The 26,074-nt window shown below is 67.8% G+C and carries 21 protein-coding genes; 12 read left to right on the top strand and 9 right to left on the bottom strand.

What is annotated here, in order from left to right; all coding sequences use genetic code 11:
- Window positions 1-95 precede the first annotated feature (95 nt).
- The 3 genes from rnz to P0D77_RS03110 all read left to right on the top strand — a co-directional run bounded on the left by rnz (window position 96) and on the right by P0D77_RS03110 (window position 3,645).
- A complete protein-coding gene (gene rnz, locus P0D77_RS03120; RefSeq protein WP_277554717.1) occupies window positions 96-1,025 on the top strand; it encodes a ribonuclease Z in 930 nt (309 codons plus the stop codon).
- Between the two features lie 126 nt (window positions 1,026-1,151).
- Window positions 1,152-1,580 (top strand): DNA-binding transcriptional response regulator, encoded by a 429-nt coding sequence (locus tag P0D77_RS03115; protein WP_277554716.1) that lies wholly within the window; start codon window positions 1,152-1,154, stop codon window positions 1,578-1,580.
- Between the two features lie 97 nt (window positions 1,581-1,677).
- A complete protein-coding gene (locus tag P0D77_RS03110) occupies window positions 1,678-3,645 on the top strand; it encodes a DUF460 domain-containing protein (RefSeq protein ID WP_277554715.1) in 1,968 nt (655 codons plus the stop codon).
- A gap of 405 nt (window positions 3,646-4,050) precedes the next feature.
- On the opposite strand, the gene ilvA is transcribed toward P0D77_RS03110, so the two are convergent.
- The 5 genes from ilvA to lipA form a co-directional block, all read right to left on the bottom strand.
- Complete coding sequence (ilvA, locus tag P0D77_RS03105; RefSeq protein ID WP_277554714.1) at window positions 4,051-5,271, bottom strand: threonine ammonia-lyase; 1,221 nt, start codon at window positions 5,269-5,271, stop codon at window positions 4,051-4,053.
- 75 nt (window positions 5,272-5,346) lie between these two features.
- The gene (locus P0D77_RS03100; protein ID WP_277554712.1) at window positions 5,347-6,930 is read right to left on the bottom strand and encodes a dihydrolipoamide acetyltransferase family protein; all 1,584 of its coding nucleotides are present in this window, start codon (window positions 6,928-6,930) and stop codon (window positions 5,347-5,349) included.
- Between the two features lie 2 nt (window positions 6,931-6,932).
- Complete coding sequence (locus tag P0D77_RS03095) at window positions 6,933-7,940, bottom strand: alpha-ketoacid dehydrogenase subunit beta (protein ID WP_277554711.1); 1,008 nt, start codon at window positions 7,938-7,940, stop codon at window positions 6,933-6,935.
- The gene (gene pdhA, locus P0D77_RS03090; RefSeq protein ID WP_277554710.1) at window positions 7,940-9,052 is read right to left on the bottom strand and encodes a pyruvate dehydrogenase (acetyl-transferring) E1 component subunit alpha; all 1,113 of its coding nucleotides are present in this window, start codon (window positions 9,050-9,052) and stop codon (window positions 7,940-7,942) included. Before pdhA ends, P0D77_RS03095 begins: the two co-directional genes overlap by 1 nt.
- Before the next feature lie 260 nt (window positions 9,053-9,312).
- A complete protein-coding gene (lipA, locus tag P0D77_RS03085; RefSeq protein ID WP_277554709.1) occupies window positions 9,313-10,245 on the bottom strand; it encodes a lipoyl synthase in 933 nt (310 codons plus the stop codon).
- 222 nt (window positions 10,246-10,467) lie between these two features.
- On the opposite strand from lipA, the gene P0D77_RS03080 reads away from it, so the two are divergent.
- The gene (locus P0D77_RS03080; protein ID WP_277554708.1) at window positions 10,468-11,877 is read left to right on the top strand and encodes an MATE family efflux transporter; all 1,410 of its coding nucleotides are present in this window, start codon (window positions 10,468-10,470) and stop codon (window positions 11,875-11,877) included.
- A gap of 48 nt (window positions 11,878-11,925) precedes the next feature.
- Here the strand turns inward: P0D77_RS03080 and uvrB are convergent, their stop codons facing one another.
- Entirely contained in the window at window positions 11,926-14,010 is a 2,085-nt protein-coding gene (uvrB, locus tag P0D77_RS03075; protein WP_277554707.1) for an excinuclease ABC subunit UvrB, read from the bottom strand.
- A gap of 381 nt (window positions 14,011-14,391) precedes the next feature.
- Here uvrB and P0D77_RS03070 point away from each other — a divergent pair, with 381 nt between their 5' ends.
- Window positions 14,392-14,661 (top strand): DUF7553 family protein, encoded by a 270-nt coding sequence (locus P0D77_RS03070; protein ID WP_277554706.1) that lies wholly within the window; start codon window positions 14,392-14,394, stop codon window positions 14,659-14,661.
- 57 nt (window positions 14,662-14,718) lie between these two features.
- The gene (locus P0D77_RS03065; RefSeq protein WP_277554705.1) at window positions 14,719-15,867 is read left to right on the top strand and encodes a tubulin/FtsZ family protein; all 1,149 of its coding nucleotides are present in this window, start codon (window positions 14,719-14,721) and stop codon (window positions 15,865-15,867) included.
- An 8-nt stretch (window positions 15,868-15,875) separates the two neighbouring features.
- Here P0D77_RS03065 and P0D77_RS03060 read toward each other — a convergent pair whose 3' ends face one another.
- Window positions 15,876-16,505, bottom strand: a complete 630-nt coding sequence (locus P0D77_RS03060; RefSeq protein WP_277554704.1) for a transcription antitermination protein — start codon at window positions 16,503-16,505, stop codon at window positions 15,876-15,878.
- Between the two features lie 86 nt (window positions 16,506-16,591).
- Here P0D77_RS03060 and P0D77_RS03055 point away from each other — a divergent pair, with 86 nt between their 5' ends.
- Window positions 16,592-18,181: a stage II sporulation protein M gene (locus tag P0D77_RS03055; protein WP_277554703.1), complete on the top strand. Its 1,590-nt coding sequence runs from the start codon at window positions 16,592-16,594 to the stop codon at window positions 18,179-18,181.
- A 36-nt stretch (window positions 18,182-18,217) separates the two neighbouring features.
- On the opposite strand, the gene P0D77_RS03050 is transcribed toward P0D77_RS03055, so the two are convergent.
- Window positions 18,218-19,087: a sulfurtransferase gene (locus P0D77_RS03050; protein ID WP_349770086.1), complete on the bottom strand. Its 870-nt coding sequence runs from the start codon at window positions 19,085-19,087 to the stop codon at window positions 18,218-18,220.
- A gap of 252 nt (window positions 19,088-19,339) precedes the next feature.
- On the opposite strand from P0D77_RS03050, the gene P0D77_RS03045 reads away from it, so the two are divergent.
- Window positions 19,340-20,116, top strand: coding sequence for a sulfurtransferase (locus P0D77_RS03045; protein ID WP_277554702.1), 777 nt, complete (start codon window positions 19,340-19,342; stop codon window positions 20,114-20,116).
- A 4-nt stretch (window positions 20,117-20,120) separates the two neighbouring features.
- Here the strand turns inward: P0D77_RS03045 and P0D77_RS03040 are convergent, their stop codons facing one another.
- Window positions 20,121-21,263, bottom strand: a complete 1,143-nt coding sequence (locus P0D77_RS03040; protein ID WP_277554701.1) for an AI-2E family transporter — start codon at window positions 21,261-21,263, stop codon at window positions 20,121-20,123.
- Window positions 21,264-21,399: 136 nt separating this feature from the next.
- Between P0D77_RS03040 and P0D77_RS03035 the strand changes: the two genes are divergently transcribed.
- From P0D77_RS03035 to P0D77_RS03020, 4 genes are all read left to right on the top strand, one after another.
- Complete coding sequence (locus P0D77_RS03035; protein WP_277554700.1) at window positions 21,400-22,575, top strand: thiamine ABC transporter substrate-binding protein; 1,176 nt, start codon at window positions 21,400-21,402, stop codon at window positions 22,573-22,575.
- A complete protein-coding gene (locus tag P0D77_RS03030) occupies window positions 22,536-24,290 on the top strand; it encodes an ABC transporter permease (RefSeq protein WP_277554699.1) in 1,755 nt (584 codons plus the stop codon). The genes P0D77_RS03035 and P0D77_RS03030 overlap by 40 nt, the downstream gene beginning before the upstream one ends.
- Window positions 24,283-25,386, top strand: a complete 1,104-nt coding sequence (locus tag P0D77_RS03025) for an ABC transporter ATP-binding protein (RefSeq protein WP_277554698.1) — start codon at window positions 24,283-24,285, stop codon at window positions 25,384-25,386. The genes P0D77_RS03030 and P0D77_RS03025 overlap by 8 nt, the downstream gene beginning before the upstream one ends.
- 127 nt (window positions 25,387-25,513) lie before the next feature.
- Window positions 25,514-26,050 carry a DoxX family membrane protein gene (locus tag P0D77_RS03020; RefSeq protein ID WP_277554696.1) on the top strand — a complete coding sequence of 179 codons (537 nt, stop codon included), beginning with the start codon at window positions 25,514-25,516 and terminating at the stop codon, window positions 26,048-26,050.
- Window positions 26,051-26,074: the final 24 nt, after the last annotated feature.

Here is a 26,074-nt window from a genome sequence, read left to right as displayed (position 1 = left end):
GGTACAGCGGCGGGTGCTAACGACTGGGAATCCGGGCGTCCGGGGCGGGCAGACGCTTCGACAGCGTTTCACCGGCAGCCCCGCGAGGGCCGTGTATGATCCGGGTCACCTTCCTCGGGACGAGCGGTGCGGTGCCGACGGTGGAACGCGCGCCCAGCGCGGTGTACCTGAACCGCGAGGGCGACGAGTTCCTGTTCGACTGCGGGGAGGGGACTCAGCGGCAGATGATGCGGTTCAACACCGGGTTCGGCCTCTCACATCTGTTCGTCACACACCTCCACGGCGACCACGTCCTCGGCATCCCCGGTCTCGTCCAGAGTCTCGATTTCAACGACCGCGAGGCCGCACTCACCATCCACGGCCCACCGGGATCGAAGCGCCACCTCACCGACCTCGTCCACGCCGCCGGCCACGACCCCGGCTTCCCGGTCCGGGTCCGCGAACTTCGGCCGGGGGCGGTCGCACTCGAACGCGAGGAGTACGAAGTGCGGACGTTCCGGACGGACCACCGCACGAGTTCCGTCGGCTACGCTCTCGTCGAAGACGACCGGAAGGGGCGATTCGACCGCGAGAAGGCCGAGGAGGAACTGAACGTTCCGCCGGGCCCGGCGTACGGGAAACTCCACGAGGGGCAGTCGGTCGAACTCGACGACGGACGCGTCATCCGCCCCGAACAGGTCGTCGGTCCGCCACGCCCCGGTCGACGGGTCGTCTACACCGGCGACACCCGCCCCGTCGACGAGACCGTCGACGCCGCCGAGGGCGCGGACCTGCTGATCCACGACGCGACGTTCCTCGACGAAGCGCGCGACCGCGCGCACAAGACGGCGCACTCGACGGCCCACGAGGCCGCACAGACCGCACAGCGGGCCGGCGCGAAGCGACTCGCCCTCACGCACCTCTCCTCGCGGTACGCCGGACAGGCGCGGAGTTTCGAACGCGAGGCGAGTGATGCGTTCGACGGCGACGTGTTCCTCCCCGACGACGGCGACGAGGTCGAGGTGCCGTACCCGGACGACGAGTGAGCGCCCCGTGATCCAGCGGCTCGTCGGCGGCCGTGACCGGCACGCTAGGTGTGCTATATAGTCGTCCCGACTCCACTACCGGGGTCATAGCACCCGTTAAGCCGGGTCGGGCGAGTCACTCCGACGATGTCCGCGAGCACCCTTCGCGACGTACCTGACGCGGTCGACACGGCTGACGCGGAGGACCGTCACGACCTCGGGCGGCGGCCTCGGGCGATGTTGGTCGACCCCGACCGGGGGTTCCGGTCGGCAGCGGCGGGCCTCCTCGCTCGGGAGGGCATCGTGGTCGAAGCGGTCGCCGACGCGACGAGTGCGACCGAAGTGACCCCGGACTGCGTCCTCGTCGACCCTGGCGTCGGGGGCGAGGCCGAGGTCCGTCGTGTGGCGTGGCTCGGACTCCGCGCACCGGTGGTCGTCGTGACGGGCGTGCCGTCGTGGGCCCTGCCCGACGCGACACGGACGGTCGCGGACGCGTACGTCGAGAAGGGGACGCCGAACTTGTTCCGCCGACTCGCGGCGACGATCCGCAGCGTCACCCGGACAGACGACCCGTGACGACGGGCTGAACCGGGCCGCTCGCGCGGTCCGTGTGACAGCGTGTCAACGCGATCCCGGCGGGGAGTTTTTCACTATCAGCCGCCTAGACGCCTTCGTGAACGCCCGGACGAGCGCGCTCGACTCCCCCGTGTTCGGAGTCGACATCCAGAGCGGTGACATCCGGGGTGACGCCCCCTCCTACGCCCTCGTCGTCTTCGACGGCGAGTCGGTCGAACGGGACGTCGTCTCGCACCGAAAACTCCGGCGGCGGATCGAGTCTGACGAACCCGCCATCGTCGCGACCGACAACGCCTACGAACTCGCCGCCGACAAAGACGACCTCGTGCGGTTCCTGCGGTCGCTCCCGCACGGCACGTCGCTGGTGCAGGTGACCGGCGACGAGCGCCCGGAACCCCTCTCGCGGGTCGCCTCCCGGCACGGCGTCCCGTACGGCAAGAAACCGATGAAGGAAGCGGAGGCGAGCGCCCGCCTCGCGGCCGCGAACGTCGGCTACGAGGTGTCGGCGTTCACAGACACGACGACCGTGAAGGTGTCGCGTGGCCGCTCGACCGGGAAAGGTGGGTGGAGTCAGGACCGCTACACCCGGCGCATCCACGGCAACGTGAAGCGCCGCACACGCGAGGTAGAGTCTGAACTGGAGGACGCCGGCCTCGACTTCGAGGTCGACATCACCGAGAAGTACGGCGGCTACCAGAACGCCGTCTTCTCCGTCGCGGCGCGGCCGCAGGACATCCCCGTCACTGCCCACCGCTCGGGCGACACCCGCGTCGAAATCGAGCGCGAGCGCCGCGACGGCATCGAGTTCGAACCGCTCGTCAAGCGGCGCGACCGCGTCATCGTCGGCATCGATCCGGGAACGACGACCGCGGCGGCCGTCGTCGGCCTCGACGGGAGCGTGTTCGACGTCCACTCGACGCGCACCGCCGACAGCGCGGAGTTGACCGAGTGGCTCATCGAACGCGGTCGTCCGGTCATCGTCGCCGCCGACGTGACACCGATGCCGGAGACGGTCGAGAAGTTCCGCCGCAGTTTCGACGCCGCCGGGTGGACGCCGACCTCCGACCTCCCGGTCGATGAGAAACTCCACCGCACGCGCGAGGAGGCGTACGACAACGACCACGAACGCGACGCCCTCGCGGCCGCGCTGTTCGCCGTGGACGACCACGCCGACCAGTTCGAGCGTATCGGTGCGAAGACGCCCGCCGGCATCGACCGCGCGGAGGTCATCGCGCGCGTCGTCGCGGACGAACAGTCCGTCGAAGGGGCGCTCTCGGCGCTGACCGACAACACAGGCGAGGAGGAAGAGGAGTCCGGGCCCGAACCCCGCGAACTCACCGACGACGAGAAGCGCATCCGCGACCTGGAGTCGCAGGTCGACCGCCTCCGCGACCACGTCGACGACCTGAAAGCCGACCTCGACGAGAAGGACGACGAAATCGAAGACCTGGAGGCGGAGTTGTCCGACGCCCGCCGCGAGGAGCGACTAGAGGCCAGACGCGACCGCGAGGTGACGCGCATCCGCCGCGAGAACAAGCGCCTGGAACGCGAACGCGACGAGGCCCAAGAGACGGTCGAAGAACTGGAGGAGAAACTCGCGCGGCTGAAGACGCTGTGGAAACTCGACCACGACAACTTCGCGGACGTCTCGGAGGGGCGCGACCTTGTCCCGGTAAAAGTGATCGAGCAGTTCACCAAGCGGGCAATTCGTCACGCGGACGAGCAATACGGCCTCGCCGCGGGCGACGTGGTGTACCTCCGCGACGCCTCCGGCGCGGGGCAGTCGACCGCCGAGTTACTCGCGGACGTCGAGCCGAAAGTGATCCTCCGTTCGGGCGGCCTCTCGGACGTCGCCGACGAGGTGTTGTTCGAGCACGACATTCCGGTCGGCCCCGCCGAGGACGTGGCGATGCAGGAGGTGGACGAACTCGCGGTCGCCCGGGAGGGCGACGTCGAGGCGGTCATCGACGACTGGGAGGACCGTGCCGAACAGCGGGAGCGCCAGCAGACGGAGGCGATGGTGGACGAGATTATCTCCGAACATCGGGCAAGCGGGGCGGAATGAGCGGCGCGAGTGACGCCCCGTAGTGAACGGGGAGCATCGCGACCCGTGAACGGGCGAGGCCGAGCGGACGTAGTGAGCGAGGCCTCGGAGCCACGGCGGCGAAGTGAGCTGTGAGCAGCGGAGCAGAGTGAGCAACACGAGCGACAGATCACCCCCGGAGTGGAAACTGTCGTCAGCTGAGGAAAGCCCCGCCCCTCACTCACGAACACCTGACAGGTGTCTTGCGTACGGCGCTCGTTCGTCCGTCTGCAGACCGTCGTTCGTCAGACAACAGCCAATTAGTAGCTAGTTTCTTGACTAGTCAGAATCCGGGTGCGACGCCCCGACAACCCCTTCGTTTCGACTGGAACGTGAATCGCTACCACAGTACGAGCGTCGGAACGTTGTTCGGCCGACCGCTGCGTGTCAGTTGACCCGAGCGACTTCGTAGCCGCGGTCGGCGATGGCGTCGATGAGGCGGGTCGTGTGCTCGCGACCGGCGGCGCTGACCTCGAACACGAGGTACGCCTCGCCGACGCGCAGGTCTTCGACCGCGCGGTCGTGGCGGACGTGGCGGACGTTCGCGCCGTGGTCCGCGAGCGTCGACGACAGCGTCGAGAGTTCTCCGGGTTCGTCTTCGATGCGGACCCGCAGACGGAGGAGTTGGTCGCGGTCGGTCATCGCGTGTTCGAGCACCGTATCCAGCATCGACATATCGATGTTCCCGCCACACAGGAGGGGCACGACCGTCTCGTCGTTCACGTCGAGGCGACCAGACAGGAGGCCGGCGACGGAGGCCGCGCCTGCACCCTCGACCAGTTGCTTCGCGCGGCGGAGGAGCGTGAGGATGGCGTGTGCGATCTCGTCGTCGCTGACGGTGATCACTTCGTCGACGTGGCGTTCGATGAGGTCGTAGGTGAGGTCAGCGACGCCGCCCGTGGCGATGCCATCGGCGATAGTTCGGGTGTGCTCGCGGTCGACGGGTTCGCCCTTCTGGAGACTCTCGGGGACGGTGGCGGCCTCCTCGGCTTGCACGCCGACGACGCGAACCGACGGCGCGACCGACGCGAGGGCGGTGGAGATGCCCGCGATGAGGCCGCCGCCGCCGATGGGGACGATGACCGTGTCCAGGTCGGGGACCTGTTCGGCGAGTTCGAGGCCGAGTGTCCCCTGCCCGGCGACGATAGCCCGGTCGTCGTACGCGTGGACGAACACCGTTCCGTCCTCGTCGGCCAACTCGCGGGCGCGGGCGACCGCAGTCTGAAACTCCTGCCCGTGGAGGACGACCTCTGCGCCGTACCCCCGCGTGGCGTCGACTTTCGCCTGCGGCGCGTCGGTCGGCATCACGACCGTCGCTGGGATACCCGCGTTCGTGGCCGCGAGGGCGACGCCCTGTGCGTGGTTCCCGGCGCTGGCGGCGACGACACGGTCGGCGGCGTCTTCGGCGGCGATTTCGGCGATGCGGTTGGACGCCCCACGCGTCTTGAACGACCCGGTGCGTTGGAGGTGTTCCATCTTCAGGCGGACGTCGGCACCGCTCATCTCCGAGAGTGACCGCGACCGTTCGACCGGCGTCTCGCGGACGATGTCCGGGTCGAACCGCTCGCGGGCCCGTCGGATGTCGGTGACGGTGACGGAGGTGTTCATACGTTGCTGTGGGCGTCTCGGGAGGGGTGCAAAAATTGCGCGGATCGAAATCTGTCGGCGTCGCGTGGCGCCGCGTTACTCCAACAGCAGCAGCGAGGGGTTCTCCAGTCGCTCCATCACGAAGTTGGTGAACTGGCCCGCCTCCGCGCCGTCGATGACCCGGTGGTCGATAGACAGCGACAGCGGGAGCGTCTTCGCGGCGCGCACCTCGCCGTCCTCCGCGACGGGACGCTCGTCGATGGCGCCGAGACCCATAATCGCCGTCTCGGGGTAGTTGATAATGGGCGTGGCGTACTCGCCGCCGATGGCGCCGAAGTTGGTGATAGTGAACGTGCCGCCCTGCATCTCCTCGCGGGTGACCTTGCGTTCGCGGGCGCGCGTGGCGAGGTCGTTCACCTCGTCAGCGAGTTCGAGGATGGACTTCTCGTCGACGTTCTTCACCACGGGGACCATCAGCCCCGCGTCCGTGGCGACGGCGATGCCGAGGTTGTACTCCTTCTTGAGGAGAATCTCCTCGTCGTCCTCGCGGAGTTCGGAGTTGAGGTAGGGGAACTCCTTGAGGCCGGCCACGAGCGCCTTCATCACGAACGGCATATAGCTGAGTTTCACGTCGCGCTCGGCGGCCCGTTGCTTCAACTTCGCGCGCGTCTCGACCAACTCGTCGACGACGGCGGTGTCGTGGTGGCTGACGTGGGGCGCAGTGTACTTCGACTGCTCCATCTGCTTGCCGATGGTCCGCCGGACGCCGCGGTACGGCACCGACTCGGGTTCACGGGAGGCGGCCGCACCGTTGCCTGCTGCGGCGGCGGGGGATGGTGCGCCCGTCTCGTCGGCCTCGGCGGCCTTCGCGTCTTTCACCGCCTGCGCGTACTGCTGGACCTGGTCGGTCGTCACGTACGCCTCGCCCTCGCGCGTCTCGTCGGTCGGCACGTCGTTCAGGTTGACGCCTGCCTCCTCGGCGGCTTTCCGGGTCGCAGGCACCGCGAGGGTACGGTCGCGGCCGGCGGCTTCGACGGACGACGGCGCAGGCGACGCTGCGCTCGCAGTATCAGCGGATTCGCCTTTCTTCGAGACGGCGGACTTCTTGCTGCCGACGTCGACCTGTTTCGGGCCGGACGACTCCTCGCCCTCGTCGGTGTCACTCTCGTCGCCGGACTCTGCGTGTGCGCGCACGTCGCCCTCGGTGACGCGGCCGCCGGGGCCGCTCCCGTCGACGGCGCCGATATCGACGCCGAGTTCGCGGGCGAGTCGTCGCGCGGACGGCGGCGCGAACACGCGACCGGAGGACGGGGCGGGAGCCTCGTCGGTGTCGGCGGTCGCGTCGGCCTCTGCGGCCGACTCCGCCGGTTCCGCCGGTTCCTCGGGTTCGGCGGCAGTCTCCGTGCCGGCGTCGGCTGCACCGCCGTCGTCGTCCGCACCGGGCACCTCGTAGGTGATGATGACGTCGCCGACGGGGACCATCTGCCCCTCCTCGGCGTGCAGTTCCTTCACCGTGCCGTTGTACGGCGAGGGCACCTCGACGAGCGCCTTGTCCGTCTCGACCTCGGCGACCGCTTGGTCTTCGGTGACCGTGTCGCCGGGGGCGACGAGCCAGTTGACCAGTTCGCCCTCGGCGACGCCCTCTCCCACGTCGGGCAGTTTGAACTCCTTGGCAGCCATACTCAGAACTCGACCGCCTGTTTGATACCGTCCGCGACACGCGCCGCGTTCGGCATGTAGTAGTCCTCCAGTGCGTACAGCGGGTACGGCACGTCGTAGCCGGTGACGCGCTGAATCGGCGCCTCCTGGTACAGGAGCGCTTCCTCCTGCAACGTCGCGGTAATCTCGCCCGCGAGGCCGCCCGTCTTGGGCGCCTCGTGGACGACGCACGCGCGGCCAGTCTTCTTGAACGACTCAACGATGGACTCGCGGTCCAGCGGCGAGACGGTGCGGAGGTCGACGACTTCCGCGTCGATTCCCTCTTCGGCGAGTTCCTCTGCCGCCTCCAGCGAGGGGCGAGTCATCGCGCCGTAGGTGAACACCGAGACGTCCGACCCTTCACGCCGGGTCGTCGCCTCACCGATCGGCACCTCGTAGTCGTCCTCGGGGACCTCACCGCGGAAGGCGCGGTAGATGAGTTTGGGTTCGAGGAAGATGACCGGGTCCGGGTCGCGAATCGCGGAGATGAGCAGACCCTTGGTGTCGTACGGAGTGGACGGGATGACGACTTTCAGCCCCGCCTCGTGGGCGTAGAACGCCTCCTTCGACTCGGAGTGGTGTTCGGGCGCGCGGATGCCGCCGCCGTACGGTGCGCGAAGCACCATCGGGAGGGTGTAGCGACTGCGCGACCGGGTGCGCAGGCGAGACATATGGCTCACGATCTGGTCGAACCCGGGGTACATAAACCCGGAGAACTGAATCTCCGGAATCGGCTTCAGGCCCATCGCGGCCATTCCTACGGCGGCCCCGATGATACCCGACTCCGCGAGGGGCGTGTCGATGACGCGGTCCTCGCCGAACTCGTTGTACAGTCCCTCGGTGGCGCGGAAGACGCCGCCGTTCTTCCCGACGTCCTCGCCCATCACGATGACGTCGTCGTCGAGTCCCATCTCGGTGGCGAGGGCGTCGCGCACCGACTGTACCAGCGTCAGATTCTGCGTGGCTTCTGTGTCGTGGTCTTGCGTACTCATTATTCCAAGAATGCCTCGTCGCCGTACTTCTCTCGCATCCGCGCGAACTCCTCAGCCTGTCGTGCGATCTCGGGGGTCTTCTCCGCGAACACGTGGTCGAACATCGTGGAGGGATCGGGGCGCACCGTCGACTCTGCGGCGTCGATGGCTTCGGCGACCTCCTTGCGGACCGACTCTTCGACCTCGGCGACGCGGTCGTCGTCGAGGATGCCCTGGTTGCGGAGGAACTTCTCCAGTCGCGGGATGGGGTCTTTCTTCTTCCACTTCTCGACCTCCGCGTCCTCGCGGTAGACGGTCGGGTCGTCGGCGGTCGTGTGCGCGCCGAAGCGGTACTGGACCGCCTCGATGAGCGTCGGACGGCGTTCGCCCTCTGCGGGGTTCTTCGCCTTCTCGAGCGCCTCGGTCGTCGCCTTGTAGACGGCCAGCGGATCCATCCCGTCGATCTGGACGCCCTCGAAGCCGTAGGCGACGGCCTTCTGCGCCAGCGTCTCGCTGGCGGTCTGTCGCTCACGTGGGACAGAGATGGCCCACTGGTTGTTGTTACAGAAGAAGACGTTCGGCGTGTCGAACACGCCCGCGAAGTTGAGTCCCTCGTGGAAGTCGCCCTCGCTGGTCGCGCCGTCGCCGAAGTAGCAGATGAACGCCTTGTCCGTCTCGCCGCCGTTCTTCAGTTTGTGCGCCCACGCCATTCCCGTGGCGTGCGGCACCTGACTGGCGATAGGGACGGAGGGTGTGAAGACGTTCGCGTCCTCAGGGATGAGGCTCCCGCGTTCGTCGCCCATCCAGTACAGCAGCGTCTCCTTGAGCGGAAGTCCGCGAACCAGCGCCGCGCCGTGTTCGCGGTAGGAAGGGACCATCCAGTCGTCCTCGGCGAGTGCGAACGCCGAACCGATCTGTGCCCCCTCCTGTCCCGAGAGCGGCGGGTACGTGCCCATCCGCCCCTGTCGCTGGAGGGAGACGGCCCGCTCGTCGAAGTGGCGGGCGAGTTTCATATGCCGGTACATCGCGACAAACTCCTCTTCGGAGAGGTCCGGAACGTCACCGACGACACCGCCCTCGTCGTCGAGGACTTGAACCATCCCCTCGCGGGGGTCGCGTTCGAGCGTGCTCACGGTACCCACCTGCGCATATAGAATGGGTGACGGCCCCGCGTGATAGTGTTTTCGTAAATAGTTTACTGTGGGCAGAAATACTGCCAAGAACTGGCAGGGCGTCAAGTCGAACGCGCCCGAAGCAAATGATTGTGTATCTTACGCCGGGATCGCCCCCGTCGGATCGGTGAACGAACGGAAAGCGCCGTTAATTCTTGACAATCGTTGATGCAGGCTAGTCCGACGCGGGGACGGCGACGGTGTGCAGAACGCTTCGGCGGTCAGTCGGCCGCGCGGGCGGCCTCGCGCGCTTCCTCGACGGACGCGCCCTCGCGGACGAGGGCCTCGACGAAGAACTCGCCCGCCTTGTACGACGACCGGACCATCGGCCCCGACGCACAGTAGAGGAAGTCCAGTTCTTCCTCAGCGACGCGCTTCCAGGTGTCGAAGACGTCCGGGTGGACGTACTCGAACACGTCGAGATGGGAGCGCGACGGCTGGAGGTACTGCCCGAGGGTGACGATGTCGACGCCGACGTTTCGCAGGTCACGGAGGGTGCGGTACACCTCGTGGTCGTACTCGCCGAGGCCGAGCATCACGCTCGTCTTCGTGTGAATGTCGGACTCGCGGTTCACCCGTTCGAGAACGTCGAGCGTCTGGTCGTAGTTCGCCCGGCGGTCGCGGACGGGCCACTGGAGGCGGTCGACCGTCTCGATGTTGTGTGCGATGACGTCGGGGCCGGCGTCAACGATTCGGTCGACGGCGTCCGGGTCGCCGCCGAAGTCGGGGATGAGCACCTCGACGAGGATGCTCGAATCCCGGCGTTTGATCTCGCGGATGGTCTCTGCGAAGTGGCGCGACCCGCCGTCCGCGAGGTCGTCGCGGTCGACGGAGGTGAGAACGACGTAGTCGAGACCGATTTCTGCGACAGCCTCGGCGACGTTCGTGGGTTCGTCGGGGTCCAACGGCTCCATCCCGCCGGTCTCGACGTCACAGAAGTTGCATCCGCGGGAACAGCGGTCACCCATCAGCATGAACGTCGCCGTGCCCGGCCCGTCGCGTCCGGACCAACACTCCCCGAGATTCGGGCAGTTCGCCTCTTCACACACCGTGTGGAGGTCGTGGTCGCGGAGCGTAGACTTGATCTCGGCGAAGCGACGGCCCGACGGCGGCCGCATCTTCAGCCAGTCCGGTTTCCGCCGCCGACTGCTCATACTCGGTCCTTCGTCGCCCGAGGCAAAAACGTGCGGTATGTCCGGGTGTGGTCGCGTCCACCCTGTACGGGAGTCGCACCGCAGTCAACGAGTCCCGGAGGCGAGGGGCGCGAACGCCGGCGCGACGTCGGTCCTTGCGAGTTTAATTCAGCATCAGATCTGATACGTGAATGAATCGATAGGAATTTATTATGGTAACAATACCCGTGAATAGATTCAGCGATGTTCGACGTGTCGAGTGAGGAGATAACTGAGGGGCGACTCGGCCGGGCGCTGGCGTTCCTCTCGGTCCCGATCATCGCACAACAACTCGCCCTCGTCGCTCAGAGCATCATCGACGTGTTCTGGCTGGGGCGACTTAGCGGGGAGGCGGTCGCCGCCGTGGGGTTGACCGCGCCGCTTGTCGGCCTGATGCTCGCGGTGACCAGCGGCGTGTTCACCGGCGAACACGTCCTCGTCTCCCAACGGATCGGCGACGGCGACGAACGCGGGGCGAGTCGGGCGGTGGTACACGCCCTCGTCGCCGGCGTCGGCGTGATGCTCGTGATGGTGCTCGTGACGAACCTGTTCGGGCGCGAACTCACGGCCTTGTTCGACCCCGGCGCGGAGGTGGCCCGTCTCGCCGCCATCTACCTCGGGACGATGGCCGTCGCCTACACCGTCGCCATCGTCAGCGACACCTTCGAGTACGGCTTCGTCGGCGCTGGCGATTCTCGAACGCCGCTGTTCGTCAATCTCCTGTCTATCGCCATCAGCGTCGGCCTCGACCCGGTCCTCATCTTCGGGTGGGGACCGATCCCGGCGTTCGGTATCGCGGGTGCGGCGTACGCGACTGCCGTCGGCTTCGCCGTTGGCGCGGTCGTGATGATCGGTGCGGCGCTGTCGGCACGGGGCGGCTTCACCTTCTACCTCAGCGAGATGGCGCTCGACCGCGGCGAGTTTCGCGAACTCGCGTCCATCGGCGCGCCGAAGGTTGGGCAGGGAGCCGCCCGGCAGGTGGCGCGACTCGTCGTCGTCGCCATCGTCTCGTTCACGGGCGGGGCGGCCGCGCTCACCGCCTACACCATCGGTGCGCGTATCGCGACGGTCGTGTTCGTCCCCGCCGCGGCTATCGGGTCTGCGGGGACGACGCTCGTCGGGCAAAACCTCGGCGCAGATCACCCCGCGCGAGCGACGCGGGCGACGTGGCTCGGCGTCGGCGTCGGCGCGGTCGGCCTCGGTCTGGTCGGCGTCGTCCAGTACGTCTTCCCGGAACTGGTCGCAACGACGTTCGTCCCCGGCATCGACGGCGAGGCGCTGGCGCTGTCGGTCGCGTACCTCCAGATTCTCGCGTTCGGCTACTGGGCACTCGGCGCCATATACACGGTCGAGGCGGGCTTCAACGGCGCCGGGCGGACGGACGTGTCGATGTACTCGACGATGCTGCAGTACTGGGCCGTACGAGTGCCCGTCGCCGCCGTCGGCGCGTTCGTCCTCGGGTGGGGGGCACTCGGGCCGTTCTGGGCGGTGACCATCTCGAACGTCGTCGCCGCCGTCGGTCTCGTCGGCTACTTCCACTACTCGACGGGTGAAGGACTCCACGAACGCGCCGCAGAGGGCGCGGGGTCGAGTGGCGAGGCGGCCGCGGACTGAAGCGGCGAGAGCGGCGGGGGTGGCGGGAGCAGGGGGCGTCGCTGTCGGTCAGAACGCCTCGTCGCCGGGGTCGATCCCCTCAGCGTCCTCTGCGGGCGGTTCGATCCCGACCTCTTCGGGGTCGACGTCGAACTCCCGACGGAGGGTCTGAATCCGGTCGCGGATGTCCGCCGCGAGTTCGAACTCCAGGTTGCTCGCAGCCTCCTCCATCCGCTCTTCGAGCGCCTGAATCCGCGCCTGCGCCTCCTCCTCGTCGGCGACATCCGTGCCGCTAACGTCGGAGGTGTCGGTCTTGGATCCGGGGAGGTTCGTCTCGCCCACCTCCTTTTCGATGGTCTGCGGTTCGTAGCCGTGGTCTTCATTGAACTGACGCTGAATCTCGCGGCGGCGCTGGGTCTCCTCGATGGCCGCCTCCATCGCGTTCGTCGTCTCGTCGGCGTAGAGGATGACCTCGCCGTTGACGTTGCGGGCCGCACGGCCCATCGTCTGGACGAGTGTGGTCTCCGAGCGGAGGAACCCCTCTTGGTCGGCATCGAGGATGGCGACGAGGCTCACCTCGGGGATGTCCAGGCCCTCCCGGAGGAGGTTGATCCCGACGAGGACGTCTATCTCGCCGAGGCGGAGCGAGCGGATGATCTCGTGACGTTCGAGCGTGTCCGTCTCGTCGTGCATGTACGCCACCTCGACGCCCGCCTCCTCCAGATACTCGGTGAGGTCCTCGGCCATCCGCTTCGTGAGCGTCGTGACGAGGGTGCGCTCCCCACGGTCGATGCGGTCGGCGATGCGGTCCATCAGGTCGTCCACCTGCCCGGTCGCGGGTTCGACGCGGACCTCGGGGTCGACGAGGTGAGTGGGGCGAACGATCTGTTCGACGATCTGTTCAGAGCGCTCGCGTTCGTAGTCCGCGGGCGTCGCGGAGACGTATAGCCTCCGGTCGGTCTTCTCCTCGAACTCCTCGAAGGTGAGCGGCCGGTTGTCGTACGCCGTCGGCAGGCGGAAGCCGTTGCCCACCAGCGAGTCCTTGCGCGACTTGTCGCCCTCGAACTGCCCTTTGATCTGCGGGAGCGTCTGGTGTGACTCGTCGATGACGGTGAGGAAGTCGTCGGGGAAGTAGTCGAGGAGCGTGTACGGCGCGTCGCCGGACTCCCGATCCGAGAGGTGGACGGAGTAGTTCTCGATGCCCGAGCAGTACCCCGTCTCTTGGAGCATCTCGATGTCGAAGGTGGTGCGCTCTTCGATGCGTTGGGCGGCGACGAGGTCGCCCTGGCGCTCGAAGTACGAGACGCGTTTCTCCATCAGGTCCTCGATCTCCGAGACGGCCTGATCGAGTTGGTCCTCTGGGATGGAGTAGTGTTCCGCGGGGTGGATCAGGGCGGCGGGTTCGTCGCTGACGACCTCGCCGTCGACGACGTTCACCTTGCGCATGCGGTCGATCTCGTCGCCCCACAACTCGATGCGGACGGCGTGGCGGCCGTACATCGGGAACACCTCGACGGTGTCGCCGCGCACGCGGAAGGTCCCCTGCTGGAAGTCCACGTCGTTGCGCTCGTAGTTCAGGTCGACTAACTTCGCGAGCAGTTCGTCGCGACCGATCTCTTGGCCGACTTCGAGTTCCAGCGCCATCCCGCGGTAGTTCGCGGGGTCACCGAGACCGTAGATGGCAGACACCGAGGCGACGACGATGACATCGTCTCGCGTCAGGAGCGACCGGGTGGCAGAGTGCCTGAGTCGGTCGATCTCGTCGTTGATCGACATCTCCTTGTCGATGTACGTGTCCGTCTGCTCGACGTACGCCTCTGGCTGGTAGTAGTTGTAGTAGGAGACGAAGTACTCGACGGCGTTGTCGGGGAAGAGGTTGCGGAACTCCTCGTACAACTGCGCAGCGAGCGTCTTGTTGTGGGCGATGACGAGTGTCGGCTGGTTCAGTTCCTCGGCAACCCACGAGACGGTGTTCGTCTTGCCCGACCCGGTGACGCCGAGGAGGGTCTGCTCGCGCATCCCAGACTCGTAGCCGTCGACGAGTTGGCGGATGGCCTCGGGTTGGTCGCCCGCCGGGTCGAACGGGGCGTCGACGCGGAACGGCTTCTCCGCCTCCGGTCGGTCCGGAGAGAGGGGGCCCTCGGATTCGCTCATTGACGGTGTGTGGGGTGGGAAGCACTTGACGAGCGCGGTCGAACGAGCGAACGCAGTGAGCGAGCGAGACCGCGGACAACCGGCGGCGCGCTTGCGGGCGCGCCGCCAACGAAAACGAGCGCGGTTGAGCCGACCTCTGGTCGGCGAAACCGCGGACGAACGGCGGAGCGGTCCTGTGCCGCTCCGCCCACGGAACGAGCGCGGTCGAGTGAGTGATCGAAGCGAACGAACGAGACCGCGAAGAACGGCGACGAGGTGGTGCGGCCGAACGGAGTGAGGCCGCACAGCCCGAGCCGCCCATAGTGCGTGGATTGGAACGGACGGAGCGAACGACCACCCCCGCCGCAACGCCTACCACCTCGAACGGAGAACCACCTCCCGATGACCCGACAACTTCTCGTTGACGCGAGCGAGCACCTCCGCCGTGCGGCCGACGCCGCCGACACCGACTCGGCAGAGCGATTCGACCGTGTGGCCGACGAACTGCGAACCGCCGCTGACGCCGACAGCGGCCCCGACCACGGCTGGATGGCCAAGCGCATCCACACCATCCGCGACGCCGCGAGCGACGCGGACGACGCGGTACAGGGGCACGCCGACGCCGCCGTCGAGTGCATCAGCGAGTACCGGAAGGACGTGCCCGGCGTCTGAGCAGTCGGGACCCGAGCCGGGACCCCGATTTATCACAGCCCGGTACGACGCCCGCGTATGAACGTCGCAGTCGTCGCCGTCGGACAGGCCGGTGGCAAGATCGCCGACGCGATCCTTCGATACGAACGAAACAGCGCCGTCGACTTCGTCGTCGACGCCATCGCCGTCAACACCGCGCGGGCGGACCTCCTCGGCTTGCAGGAGGTCCCCCCCGAGAACCGCGTCCTGATCGGCGCAGACCGCGTGAAGGGCCACGGCGCGGGCGCGGACAACGAACTCGGCGCAGAACTGGCCGACGACGACATCGAGGAGATTCGCGAGGCCGTCGACGCCATCCCGACAAGCAAAGTGGACGCCTTCCTCGTCGTCGCGTCGCTGGGCGGCGGGACCGGCTCAGGGGGCGCACCCGTCGTCGCCCGCGACCTCCGGCGCATCTACGAGGAACCGGTGTTCGCGTTGGGTGTCCTGCCCGCCCGCGACGAAGGCGGTATCTACACGCTCAACGCCGCGCGGTCGCTGAAGACCGTCGTCGAACAGGCTGACGCGACGCTGTTGTTCGACAACGGCGCCCACCGCGAGAGCGGCGAGAGCCTCGCTGGCGGCTACGGCCGCGTGAACGACGAGGTCGCCCGTCGGATCGGCGTCCTCCTCTCCGCGGGCGAGGCGACCAACCCGACGCCGGAGAAGGTCGTCGACGCCAGCGAGATCATCAACACGCTCGGACGGTCGGGCGGCGTCGCCTCGCTCGGGTACGCCTCGGCCACGCTGGACCGCAAACGCGGACTGTTCGGCGGCTACAAGCCCGTCTCGGAAGACTCGTTGGAGACGACGACCCGCGTGACCGCGACGGTACGCCGGGCGGCGCTCGGGGGGCTAACTCTGCCGTGTGAGTTACAGGGTGTCGAGCGAGCACTCGTCCTCGTCAGCGGGCCGCCGGAGACGCTCTCGCGTTCGGGCGTCGAAGACGCGCGGCGGTGGCTCGAAGACGCGACTGGCACGCCCGAGGTCCGGGGCGGCGACTACCCGCTTCGGGAGACAAACCACCTCTCTGCGACGGTACTGCTGGGCGGCGTCGCCGAAGCGCCTCGGCTGACGGAACTGCGGGCCGCCGCACTCGAGGCACAGCGCAACGTCACCGAAATCGCAGAGCGAAGCAACCTCTCGGCGGGCATCTGGGAGAACCAGGAGCTCGACTCGCTGTTCTAACTCCCCGTTCAGCAGACGTTCTTCGGCTTGACGCCCATCGACTCCAGCGTCGCGATGTAGTCGTCGTAGGCGTCGTCGACGACCGCGTCGGCGGCCGCGCGGGCGGCGTCCCACTCCTCGTCAGTCTCACACACCGCATCGAGCACGTCGTGTGCCTCGTCGAGTCGCTCGGAGATGTCGTCGCGAATCGTCCGGAAGTCACCGGCCGAGGTAGGATCGGCGTCACCGACGAAGAAACCGACCGTCTGCTTGACGCGGGTGTGAGCGACGACGAGACGACCGAACGCGCCGCCAACGCGTTCGGTCGTGTCGTCGAGGTTCGAGAGGCCGTCATACTCGGGGTAGTCGTGTACGCCGTCGGCATTCGGGTCCACGTCGGCGTTGGCGGTGTCACGGTGGCCACGGGCGTCCTCCGCGACGCCGCCGAACAGTGCCGCCGCGTCGCCGTTGCTCTCGTCTGCGCTCCACGACTCGAACGTGCGGGCGGCGCGGGCGAACTCGGCGGCGACGGCGGTGCGAACGGCGTCGGCGTCCATCTCGCCGCCGGTCAGCGCGTACAGCGACTTCGAGGATCCGAGACGCGAGAGCGGCGTCTCGTTGTCGTCGCGGAACTCCTCGGCGAAGGTCTCGGCGTTCATAGACGAACGTACGCCGGTGTCGCGCTTGAAACCCCCGCGTCGACGAGCGGCGACACGCTTACCATCTGCCGCGAGGAGTCACCACCGTGTCACGTTCCCCGCACGACTCGCGGTCGGTCGCCGCCGCCGTCACTGCGGCGGGTCGCCTCCTCCGCGACCGCCCCGCGTCGGTTCTCCCCGCCTACCTCCTGAGCGTCGGCCTCACCGCCGCCGCTCGCGTCCCACTCGTCGTCGGCCTCGGCATCGCGCTGGCGTCGCTGTCGAACGCCGGGCGACTCGAACCGCTCGTCCGCGCCGTCGTCGAGTTGCAAGAGGCGGCGAGCCAAGGTGACGGCGCGAGCGGCCTCGCCGGGCCCGGTGTCGACGACCCGCTCCCACCCGGCGTCACCGACGCCCTGGAGGGACTCGTGACGCCGACGGCAGTCGCGGCAGTCGGAGGCGGCATCGTCGGGGCCCTCCTCTTCGGCGTGCTCATCCGCGGCGTCGTCTCCGCCGTCGTCTACGGAACCGTCTGGACCGCACTCGACAGTAGCCGCGGCGACGACGCGGAGATTCACGACGCGCTCACCGGCGGCGTCGCGAACGCCGGGCGCTGGCGGACCTACCTCGGCATCGTGCTCGTACGCATCCTCGTCGCCGTCGTGGCGGTCGGTGTCCCGCTAGCAGTCGCTGGGATCGCGCTCGCGTCGGTCGCAAGCGGGACAGCGGCGCTCGGGGCGGTCGGGATACTTGGGAGCGTCGTCCTCGTCGGTGTCGGTGCCCTCACGTTCGTCCTCGCGTTCTTTCTGCTGGCGTTCGCAGAGGCGGCCGCGACCGTCGACAGCGTCGGGGCAGGCGGCGCGGTCCGCCGGAGTCTCGGATTCATCCGCGCACACCCGGCCGAAGCGGTGGCGTTCGCGCTCGTCGCCGTCGGCGGGTACGTCGCCGTCGCAGTCGGCGTCACCGTCGCCAACGTCGCCGGATTCGGCAGTCTAGGCGGTCTCTTGCTCCCGCTCGTCGTCGCACCAATCTTGGACGCGGGCGCGGTGGCGCTGTACGCGGGCGTGCAGACGGTTCCCGCGAGCGATCGCGACAGCGTGACTACGGTCGCCCGTCGAACCCTCGGGTACGGCGTTCGCGCGGTCGGCGGGTTCCTCCGCGGTCACCCGCTGGCGGTGGTCGCCGCTCACGCCGTCCTCGCAGGTGGCATCGTCGTCGGATACCGCACGACCGCCGCCTACGGCGTGACCGCGCCGCCGCCGGCGGACGTGGGGAACGTGTTCGGGGCCGTCGCCGTCGGGCCGTTCGTCACCATCGCGGTGAACAACTGGCTCGTCGGCGTCGGTCTCGCGTTCGGCGGCCTCGCGTTCGGCGTGCCCGCCGTCTCGGGACTAGTGTTCAACGGCGTCCTCATCGGGGCGCTCGCGGGCGTGTTCGACCAGACGGCGTTCCTCGCACTCGTCGCGCCCCACGGCGTTCTCGAACTGCCTGTTATCGCCGTCACCGGTGCGCTCGGCTTCCACCTCGGCGTCGTCGGCTGGCGGGCGGTCCGCGGCCGCGCCGACGCCGCGACGGTCGCCGACGAGTTGCGTCGGGCCGCAGTCGTCCTCGTCGGCATCGGCGTGTTGCTCGTCGTCGCGGCGGCCATCGAGGCGTTCCTCACGCCCGTTATCGCGGCGCAGGTGCTGGGCGGCTAGCGTCTGAAAAACAGGCTGTTTGGGCGGGGTGCAGTCCTACTGCCCGCCGGGTTCGCTCCCCTTCACGATGGGAGCGCGAACGAGGTTGCCCCACTCCGTCCAGGAGCCGTCGTAGTTGACGGTCTGGTCAGCACCGACCAGTTCGTGGAGCGCGAACCACGCGACCGACGAGCGCTCGCCGATGCGGCAGTACGCGACGATTTCGTCGTCGCCCTCGGCGAGAACGTCCGAGTAGAGGTCTTCCAGTTCCTCCTTCGTCTTGAACGTCCCGTCGTCGTTGGTGACCGAGGCCCACGAGATGTTGCGTGCGCCGGGGATGTGGCCGCCGCGCTGGGCAGTCTCCTGCAGGCCCGGCGGGGCGAGAATCTCGCCGCTGTACTCCTCGGGCGAGCGCACGTCGACGAGGGGAACGCCTGCACCGATGGCGTCCTCGACGTCGCCGCGGTACGCGCGGATGGACTCGTCCGGTTCCTCGGCAGTGTACTCGGTCGCCGGGAACTCAGGTGCTTCCTCCGTGAGCGGGTAGTCGTTGTCGACCCAGTACTCGCGGCCGCCGTCGAGGAGTTTCACGTCGTCGTGGCCGTAGTACTTGTACTGCCAGTAGGTGTAGGCGGCGAACCAGTTCGAGTTGTCGCCGTACAGCACGACCGTTGAGTCGTTCGAGATGCCGTGGTCGGCGTTGAGTGCCTCGAAGTCCTCCTTCGTGAGCACGTCGCGCTGGGTCTGGTCTTGGAGGTCAGTCTCCCAGTTAAAGCCGATTGCACCGGGGGCGTGGCCGGAGTCGTACGCCTCGGTGTCCACGTCCACCTCCACGAGTCGATACGCCGGGTCGTCGGACTGGAACTCGTCGAGGTGGGCCTCCACCCAATCCGCGTCGACGAGTACGTCCTTCGCGTAGTCTGTCATTGCGATATGGTGTACGTTCGCTGAGGGTATAATACCCGTATCACCGGCAGAGGCGGCCATTCGTTCGACGAAGCGGACGATGTTGCCGTGTTATTTGGGAGTCTGCCGTTCACCTGTCCGACGGACGCCACCCTCGGCGGGCCCGTTCCGAATCGGTCGAGATGAAGCCAGCAATTATTGCTGGTTCCCCGGACGCACCGCCGACGTCGCCGCCTCGACTGGGCTTTTGTCGCGCCCGCTCGAACGACGGGTATGCACGATACGTTCGTCTCTGCCGACTGGATCGCCGACCACCTCGACGACGTTCGCGTGGTCGACGTGCGCGACGCCTGGGAGTACGACGGCATCGGCCACCTCCCCGGCGCGGTGTCGATTCCGTTCGACGAGTTCCGTTCGGAGGCGGGCGACGAGGGGATGCTCCCCGGCGCGGACCGCTGGCGCGACCTCCTCTCGGACGCCGGAATCGCACCCCAGGACCGTATCGTCGCGTACGACGACGAACACGGCGTCTTCGCCGCCCGATTCCTTGTCACTGCGGAACTGTACGGTCACGACCCCGAGCGCCTGCACGTCCTCGACGGCGACTACAGCGCGTGGAGTCGCGAGCATCCGACCGACCGCGAGGCCCCGTCGCCGGAACCGACCGACTACGAACCGACCGACCCTGTGCGGTCGCCACTGGTCGGCTTCGACGAAGTGGAGTCGCGACTCGGCAGCGACACGGTCGTCGTCGACACGCGCGAGGCGTGGGAGTACGAGGAGGGTCACCTCCCCGGCGCGGTGCAACTCGACTGGCTGGAGTTGGTCGACGCCGACACGCGCGGATTGAAGCCTCGTGAGGAACTGGAGTCCATCCTCGCAGAGACAGGGATCAGCCCTGACCAGGAGGTCCTCCTCTACTGCAACACGGCTCGGCGGATCAGCCACACGTATCTCGTTCTCCGGCACCTCGGCTACGACGACGTCCTGTTCTACGAGGGCAGCCTCACCGAGTGGGACCAGCGAGGCGGCGAGACGGTCGCAGAGTAGGCGATTATCGGTCTGCGTTGGGGTTTTCGTCGTCGCTGTCGCCGGAGTCGAAGTCACCGTCGGAATCGGGAGCGACGTCGTCCGCCGACTTCGGGCCGTCCGGTCGATCCGAACCGACACCGAATCCCGCAACGTCTGGTGTCACGGTCGGCAACTGCTGTTGTGTCGTCGCGCCGTCCTCCGAGAGGAGTTTCACCGTCTCCGCGAGCAACGCGACGACGAGTGGACCGACGACGAAGCCGATTGCCCCGAGCGTGAGCAGCCCGCCGACGAAGCCGATGAAGTACACCGAGACGGGCAGGTCCGTTGCGCCACCCGCGAGTCGCGGTCGAATCACCGCGTCGGGCATAAACCCGATGAGGATGAGGCCGACGACGAGGACGATAGTCGCCCGAAACGCGTTGCCCGCGACGAAGTCGACGCCGGCCAGCGCGAACACGACGATACTCGGACCCAACACCGGGACGAACTGGAGCACACCGGCGACGACCGCGAGCGCGAACGCCGACTCGTACCCCAGTACCGCGAACGTGATCAGCGCGGTGACGAACGTCGCTACCGCAGTCGCTCCCTGTAGGACGTAGATAGCGCGGAGTGTCGACGCCGTGCGGCGATGAAGCGCGATGAGGATGCCGTGGTACTCACTGGGACACAGGCGCAACAGCGCGGCCCGCGGGGCCCGCGGCTTCAACAGGAGCCCGTACACGAGGATGACGAACACGACGCCTTTCAGCGCGATGACGGGTGCGGCCGCCGCGATGGTGATACCGAGCGTGCGGAGCACCGACTGTGCCGACACCAACAGCGCGTCCGTCTCGACGACGTACACGAACGTTCCGAGGTTGACGACGACTTCCACGGGCAGCGTCGCGAAGAAGTCGAACAGTGCCAGACGGCGACGGTACAGTACGTATCCGAGCGGGGCCGCGAGGGCGACAACGCCCGCGAATCCGGCCACCGTCGCCACGCCCGCAGCGACCCGCCGGGAGTGGCCTCGGTCCCGGATCATCTGGCGGAAGGGATACAGCACGTACGCGACCGTAACCGCGAACACGACCGTCGACAGGACGCTCTCCAGCACGACTGCCGTGAGGACGAGCAAGCCAGCGAGCAGGGCCGCGAGCGCCGTTCGCCGGCTGAGTTGCATACCGCTACACGACACCGCGCCCTACTAAATCGTGCCGACGGTCGCCGGGGTTACCCGAGCGTCGAGAGCGGGTGCGCACTTCGTGGTGCATCACCGACCGCTGTCATTAAATATCTCCGGGTGTGACCACCCGGTAATGAGCGAACGAACCCGTACAGACAGTCAGGGAAGGCGGCGCTTCCTGAAGACTGCTGGAGTCGCCGGCGTCGCCGCGCTCGCCGGGTGTGCGGCCGAACCGACTGGTGACGAGTCGACGGCGACGGACACCGCGGGCGGCGACACCCCTGCGGGGACGACGACGGGCGAACCGACCGCGTCGATAGCAGACACGCTCGTCGTCGCGACGTATCCGCCGTTCGTGAACGCCCCGAGTACGAGTCCGGGTGCGTGGCTGAAACAGCAGTTCGAGTCGGAGTTCGACGCGACACTGGTGTATCAGACGCCCGACTCCGAACTCAACTACTACATCGAACGCGCGGTGCAGGGCGTCGACTTCGAGGCAGACGTGTACGTCGGCATCGACACCGGCCAACTCATCGACGCCGATAGCAAGCGCGGCGAGGGGCAGTTAACCGGGTCGCTGTTCGCGGAGGCCGGCGACCTGGAGGGGCTGGACCGCGTGAAGTCCGGCCTGCAGTTCGACCCGCAGAACCGCGCAATTCCGTTCGACACCGGCTACATCTCGCTGGTGTGGAACGCGACGATGAACGACGGAGCGTTCGTCGCGCCCGAGACGTTCGAGGAACTCGCGACCGACCACGCGAGCGACCTCATCGCGCAGAACCCCACAACCTCGACGACTGGCGAGGCGTTCATGCTCCACACCATTGACGCCTTCGGCGAGGACGGCTACCTCGACTACTGGGAGCGCCTGCAGGACAACGGCGTGACGGTCCTCGGCAACTGGTCTGACTCCTACTCCGCGTATCTCAACGAGGAGGCACCGATGGTCGTCTCCTACTCCACCGATCAAGTGTTCGCCTCGGCGGAGGGCCAGGACCTCCAGAAACACCAGATCCGGTTCCTCAACGACCAAGGGTACGCCAACCCCGAGGGGATGGCTCGCTTCGCCGACAGCGACGCGCCGCGACTCGCACAGCGGTTCATGGAGTTCATGCTCCGCCCCGAGATTCAGGCGGGCATCGCCCAGCGCAACGTCGCGTTCCCCGCTATCGACGACGCGCCCCTCCCCGACGACTACAGCCAGTACGCCCAGGAGCCACCCGAGTCGGTCACCTTCACGTACGACGAACTCGAAGCCAACCTCAGTACATGGACCGACCAGTGGGCGCGGCGCTTCGCCGGCGGGTGAGCGAGGCCGCCTCTGCCCGCGGGTCCGGTCCACTCGCCGCCGTCGAGCGCTACGCGCTCCCGATTCTCGCCGTCGTCACCGCCGGACTCCTGGGGGTGCTGTTCTACTACCCCGTCGCGACGGTGTTCGTCGACGCCGTCGTGGAAGACGGGGTACTCACGTTCGGCCCCCTACTCGAGGTGGTCACCGACGAGTTCTACGTCGGGCGCGTCCTCGGGTTCACCGCGTATCAGGCGCTCCTCTCGACGGTGCTGAGCGTCGTCCTCGGCCTGCCTGGCGCGTGGATACTCGCCCGCTTCGAGTTCCGCGGCCGCGACACGCTCCGTTCGGTGACGATGGTGCCGTTCGTCGTTCCCTCCGTCCTCGTCGCCGCCGCCTTCTACGCCACCTTCGGCGCGAACGGGACGCTCAACCGAGTACTCGCGGCCGTCGGCCTCCCGACAGTCGACCTCCTGCCGTCGCTGGGAGCGATTCTCGTCGCGCACGCGTTCTACAACGCGCCGCTGGTCACCCGCGTCGTGACCGCGGCGTGGGAGTCCGTCGACGCCAGCGCCGTCGAGACGGCCCGTTCGCTGGGCGCGTCGCCGCGGCGGGCCTTTCGGGACGTCGTCCTCCCGCAACTGCTTCCTGCGGTGGCGACGGGCGCGGCGCTGACGTTCGTGTTCACGTTCGCTACCTTCGCCATCCCGCTGGCGCTCGGCGGGTCGCAGTTCGCCACCATCGAGGTGTTCATCTACTCGGCGCGGCGGCAACTGGAGTACGGCCGTGCCGCCTCACTCGCCGTGTTGGAGACGAGCGTCTCGCTGTCGCTGACGGCGCTGTACCTCGGCTACGAGCGGCGACAGGCGACGCGGCGACGCGGCGCGCGGACGCTCGCCCGCCGACCGCTCGTCCCCGATTCGTGGACGCGCGAGCGGACGGTGCGACGTTTGGCTATCGCTGGCTACGCCGTCGTCATCGGCCTCGTGTTCATCGCGCCTCTGGCGAGTATGGTGTACGCGAGCGTCAGCGTCGACGGCCGCCTGACGTTGGACGCCTACCGCTTCCTCGTCGAGCGACAGACCACGGGCGCGGCGTTCCAGGTGAAGCCGTTCCCCGCCATCGTCAACTCGCTCGTCTTCGCCGTCGCGTCGCTGGCGGTGGCGCTTCCCATCGGCGTCGCGATGGGCGTGCTCACCACCCGGCGCTTCCGCGGGCGACTCCTCGTCGACGCACTCTCGATGGCCCCGCTGGCGGTGTCGGGCATCGTCGTCGGCCTCGGCCTCCTGCGCGGACTGGTGTTCGGGTTCGAGGCGTTCGGCTACCGCTTCACCGTCACCGGCGCCGTCGCCATCGTCGCCGCCCACGCCGTCGCCGCCTACCCGTTCGTCGTGCGCACGGTCGCACCGCCGCTGGACGCGCTGGACCGCTCGCTCGTCGAGTCAGCACGGGCGCTCGGCGCGTCGCGGGCGCGGGCCGTCCTCGACGTCGAACTGCCGCTGGTGTGGCCGGGCGTCGTCGCGGGCGCGGCGTTCGCGTTCGCCATCTCCATCGGCGAGTTCGACTCGACGGTTATCCTCGCAGAGGGCGGCGGCAGTTACACGATGCCCGTCGCCGTCGAGCGATTCATCGGCCGCCGTCTCGGTCCCGCGACGGCGATGGGAACCGTGTTGCTCGCAGTGACGGCCGCCTCGTTCGTCGTCATCGAGCGTGTCGGAGGTGAGTTCCGTGGATAACGAAGCGGGGGTTCGACTGGAGGACCTCCGGGTCGAGTACGGCAATACGACCGCGCTCGACGGCGTCGACGTGACGGTCGACCCGGGCGAGTTCTTCACGCTCGTCGGCCCCTCGGGGTGCGGCAAGACCACTACACTCCGCTGTATCGCCGGCTTCGAAGAGCCGACGTCGGGAACCGTGAGTATCGGCGACGAGTCGATGCGTGGGGTTCCACCCGAAGCGAGGGGGATCGGGGTCGTCTTCCAGAGTTACGCGCTGTTCCCGCACATGAGCGTCGGCGAGAACGTCGCCTACGGCCTCCAGTTCACCGACCCGCCCGCGGGGACGACGAGAGCCGAACGGGTTGCCGAACTGCTCGACCTCGTCGACCTCGCTGGCTTCGCCGACCGCGACCCCGACACACTCTCGGGCGGGCAGCGACAGCGAGTGGCGCTGGCGCGGGCGCTCGCGCCCGAACCGCGTCTGCTCTTGCTGGACGAACCGATGTCGGCGCTCGATGCTCGTCTCCGGGAGCGACTCCGCGTGCAGGTGCGCGACATCCAGCGCGAACTGGGGCTGACGACGGTGTACGTCACCCACGATCAGGAGGAGGCGCTGGCCGTCTCCGACCGCGTCGCCGTCGTCAACGACGGCGGCATCGAACAGGTGGGCACGCCCCGGACGCTGTACGACGCCCCCGAGACGCAGTTCGTCGCGGAGTTCCTCGGTGACAACAACGTCATCGCGGGCGTGGCCGAGGGTCGGCGCGATGAATCAGGTGCTCCTCGCATCCGCGTCGACAACGCGGGCAAGGGAACGCTCCCGCTTCCACCCGAACCGGAGGAGGTGACCGGCGACGGCGACCGGCTCGTGGTCTGCGTCCGACCCGAGCGAATCGACGTCTTCCGTGGCGACGAGGGCGTGACAGCCGATCACATTCCACTTCCGGCGTCTGTTGAGAGCACCGAGTTCCTCGGTGACGCGACACGCCTTCGTTGCGACTGGAACGGCGTCCGTCTCACGGCACGAACGGACGGCGAACGGTCGTTCGAGGCAGGCGAGTCGGTGACGCTCGGCATCGACCCGACGGACGTGCGCGTGGTCGAACGGGAGTGACGGACGATCCGAGTACCGACTGGCAGTATCTGGTATATAACTGAGACGGTGACCCTCCGTTTCAGAGAGCCAGCAGATGGGTTCCTGACCACCCACCTCGTCTCCTCAGGTATAAGAGGTGTAGAAGATGGCTCCAACCACTCACACGACGACCCGCATCGCCACCCGATTCGACCTCGGCGAGTTCCGCGACGGCACGGCTGCGACCTACTGGCTGGTCGCGCTTCGACTGATCACTGGCTGGTGGTTCCTACAAGCCGGCGTGACCAAACTACTCGCACCCGAACCGTTCGCCGCGGGTGGGTGGCTGGCGAACGCGACTGGCGCGAGCCCGATCCACGGCCTGTTCGTCTGGGTCACCAACACCCCGTGGCTGCTCGCGTTCACCGACGTCGCGATTCCCGTGGGTGAAACGCTCATCGGTCTCGGCCTCATCGTCGGCGCACTCGTCCGCCTGGCCGCGTTCTTCGGCGGCGTCCTGATGGTGCTGTTCTACCTCGGGAACGCCGACTGGGCCCACGGCTACGTGAACGGCGACCTCCTCGGCCTGGTCGCGTTCATCACCATCGGCACCGTCGCCGCCGGACGCGTCCTCGGCGTCGACGCCCTGCTGATCGAGCGGTTCGGACTCCGCAAGGACGGCCTGCTCCGGTTCCTCCTGTGAGGAACTGAGCCGATTCGACTTCTT

Origin of the sequence: Halobaculum limi, from assembly GCF_029490015.1 — an archaeon.
GTDB classification, from domain to species: domain Archaea; phylum Halobacteriota; class Halobacteria; order Halobacteriales; family Haloferacaceae; genus Halobaculum; species Halobaculum limi.
This window is presented reverse-complemented; position numbering and strand designations above follow the sequence as displayed.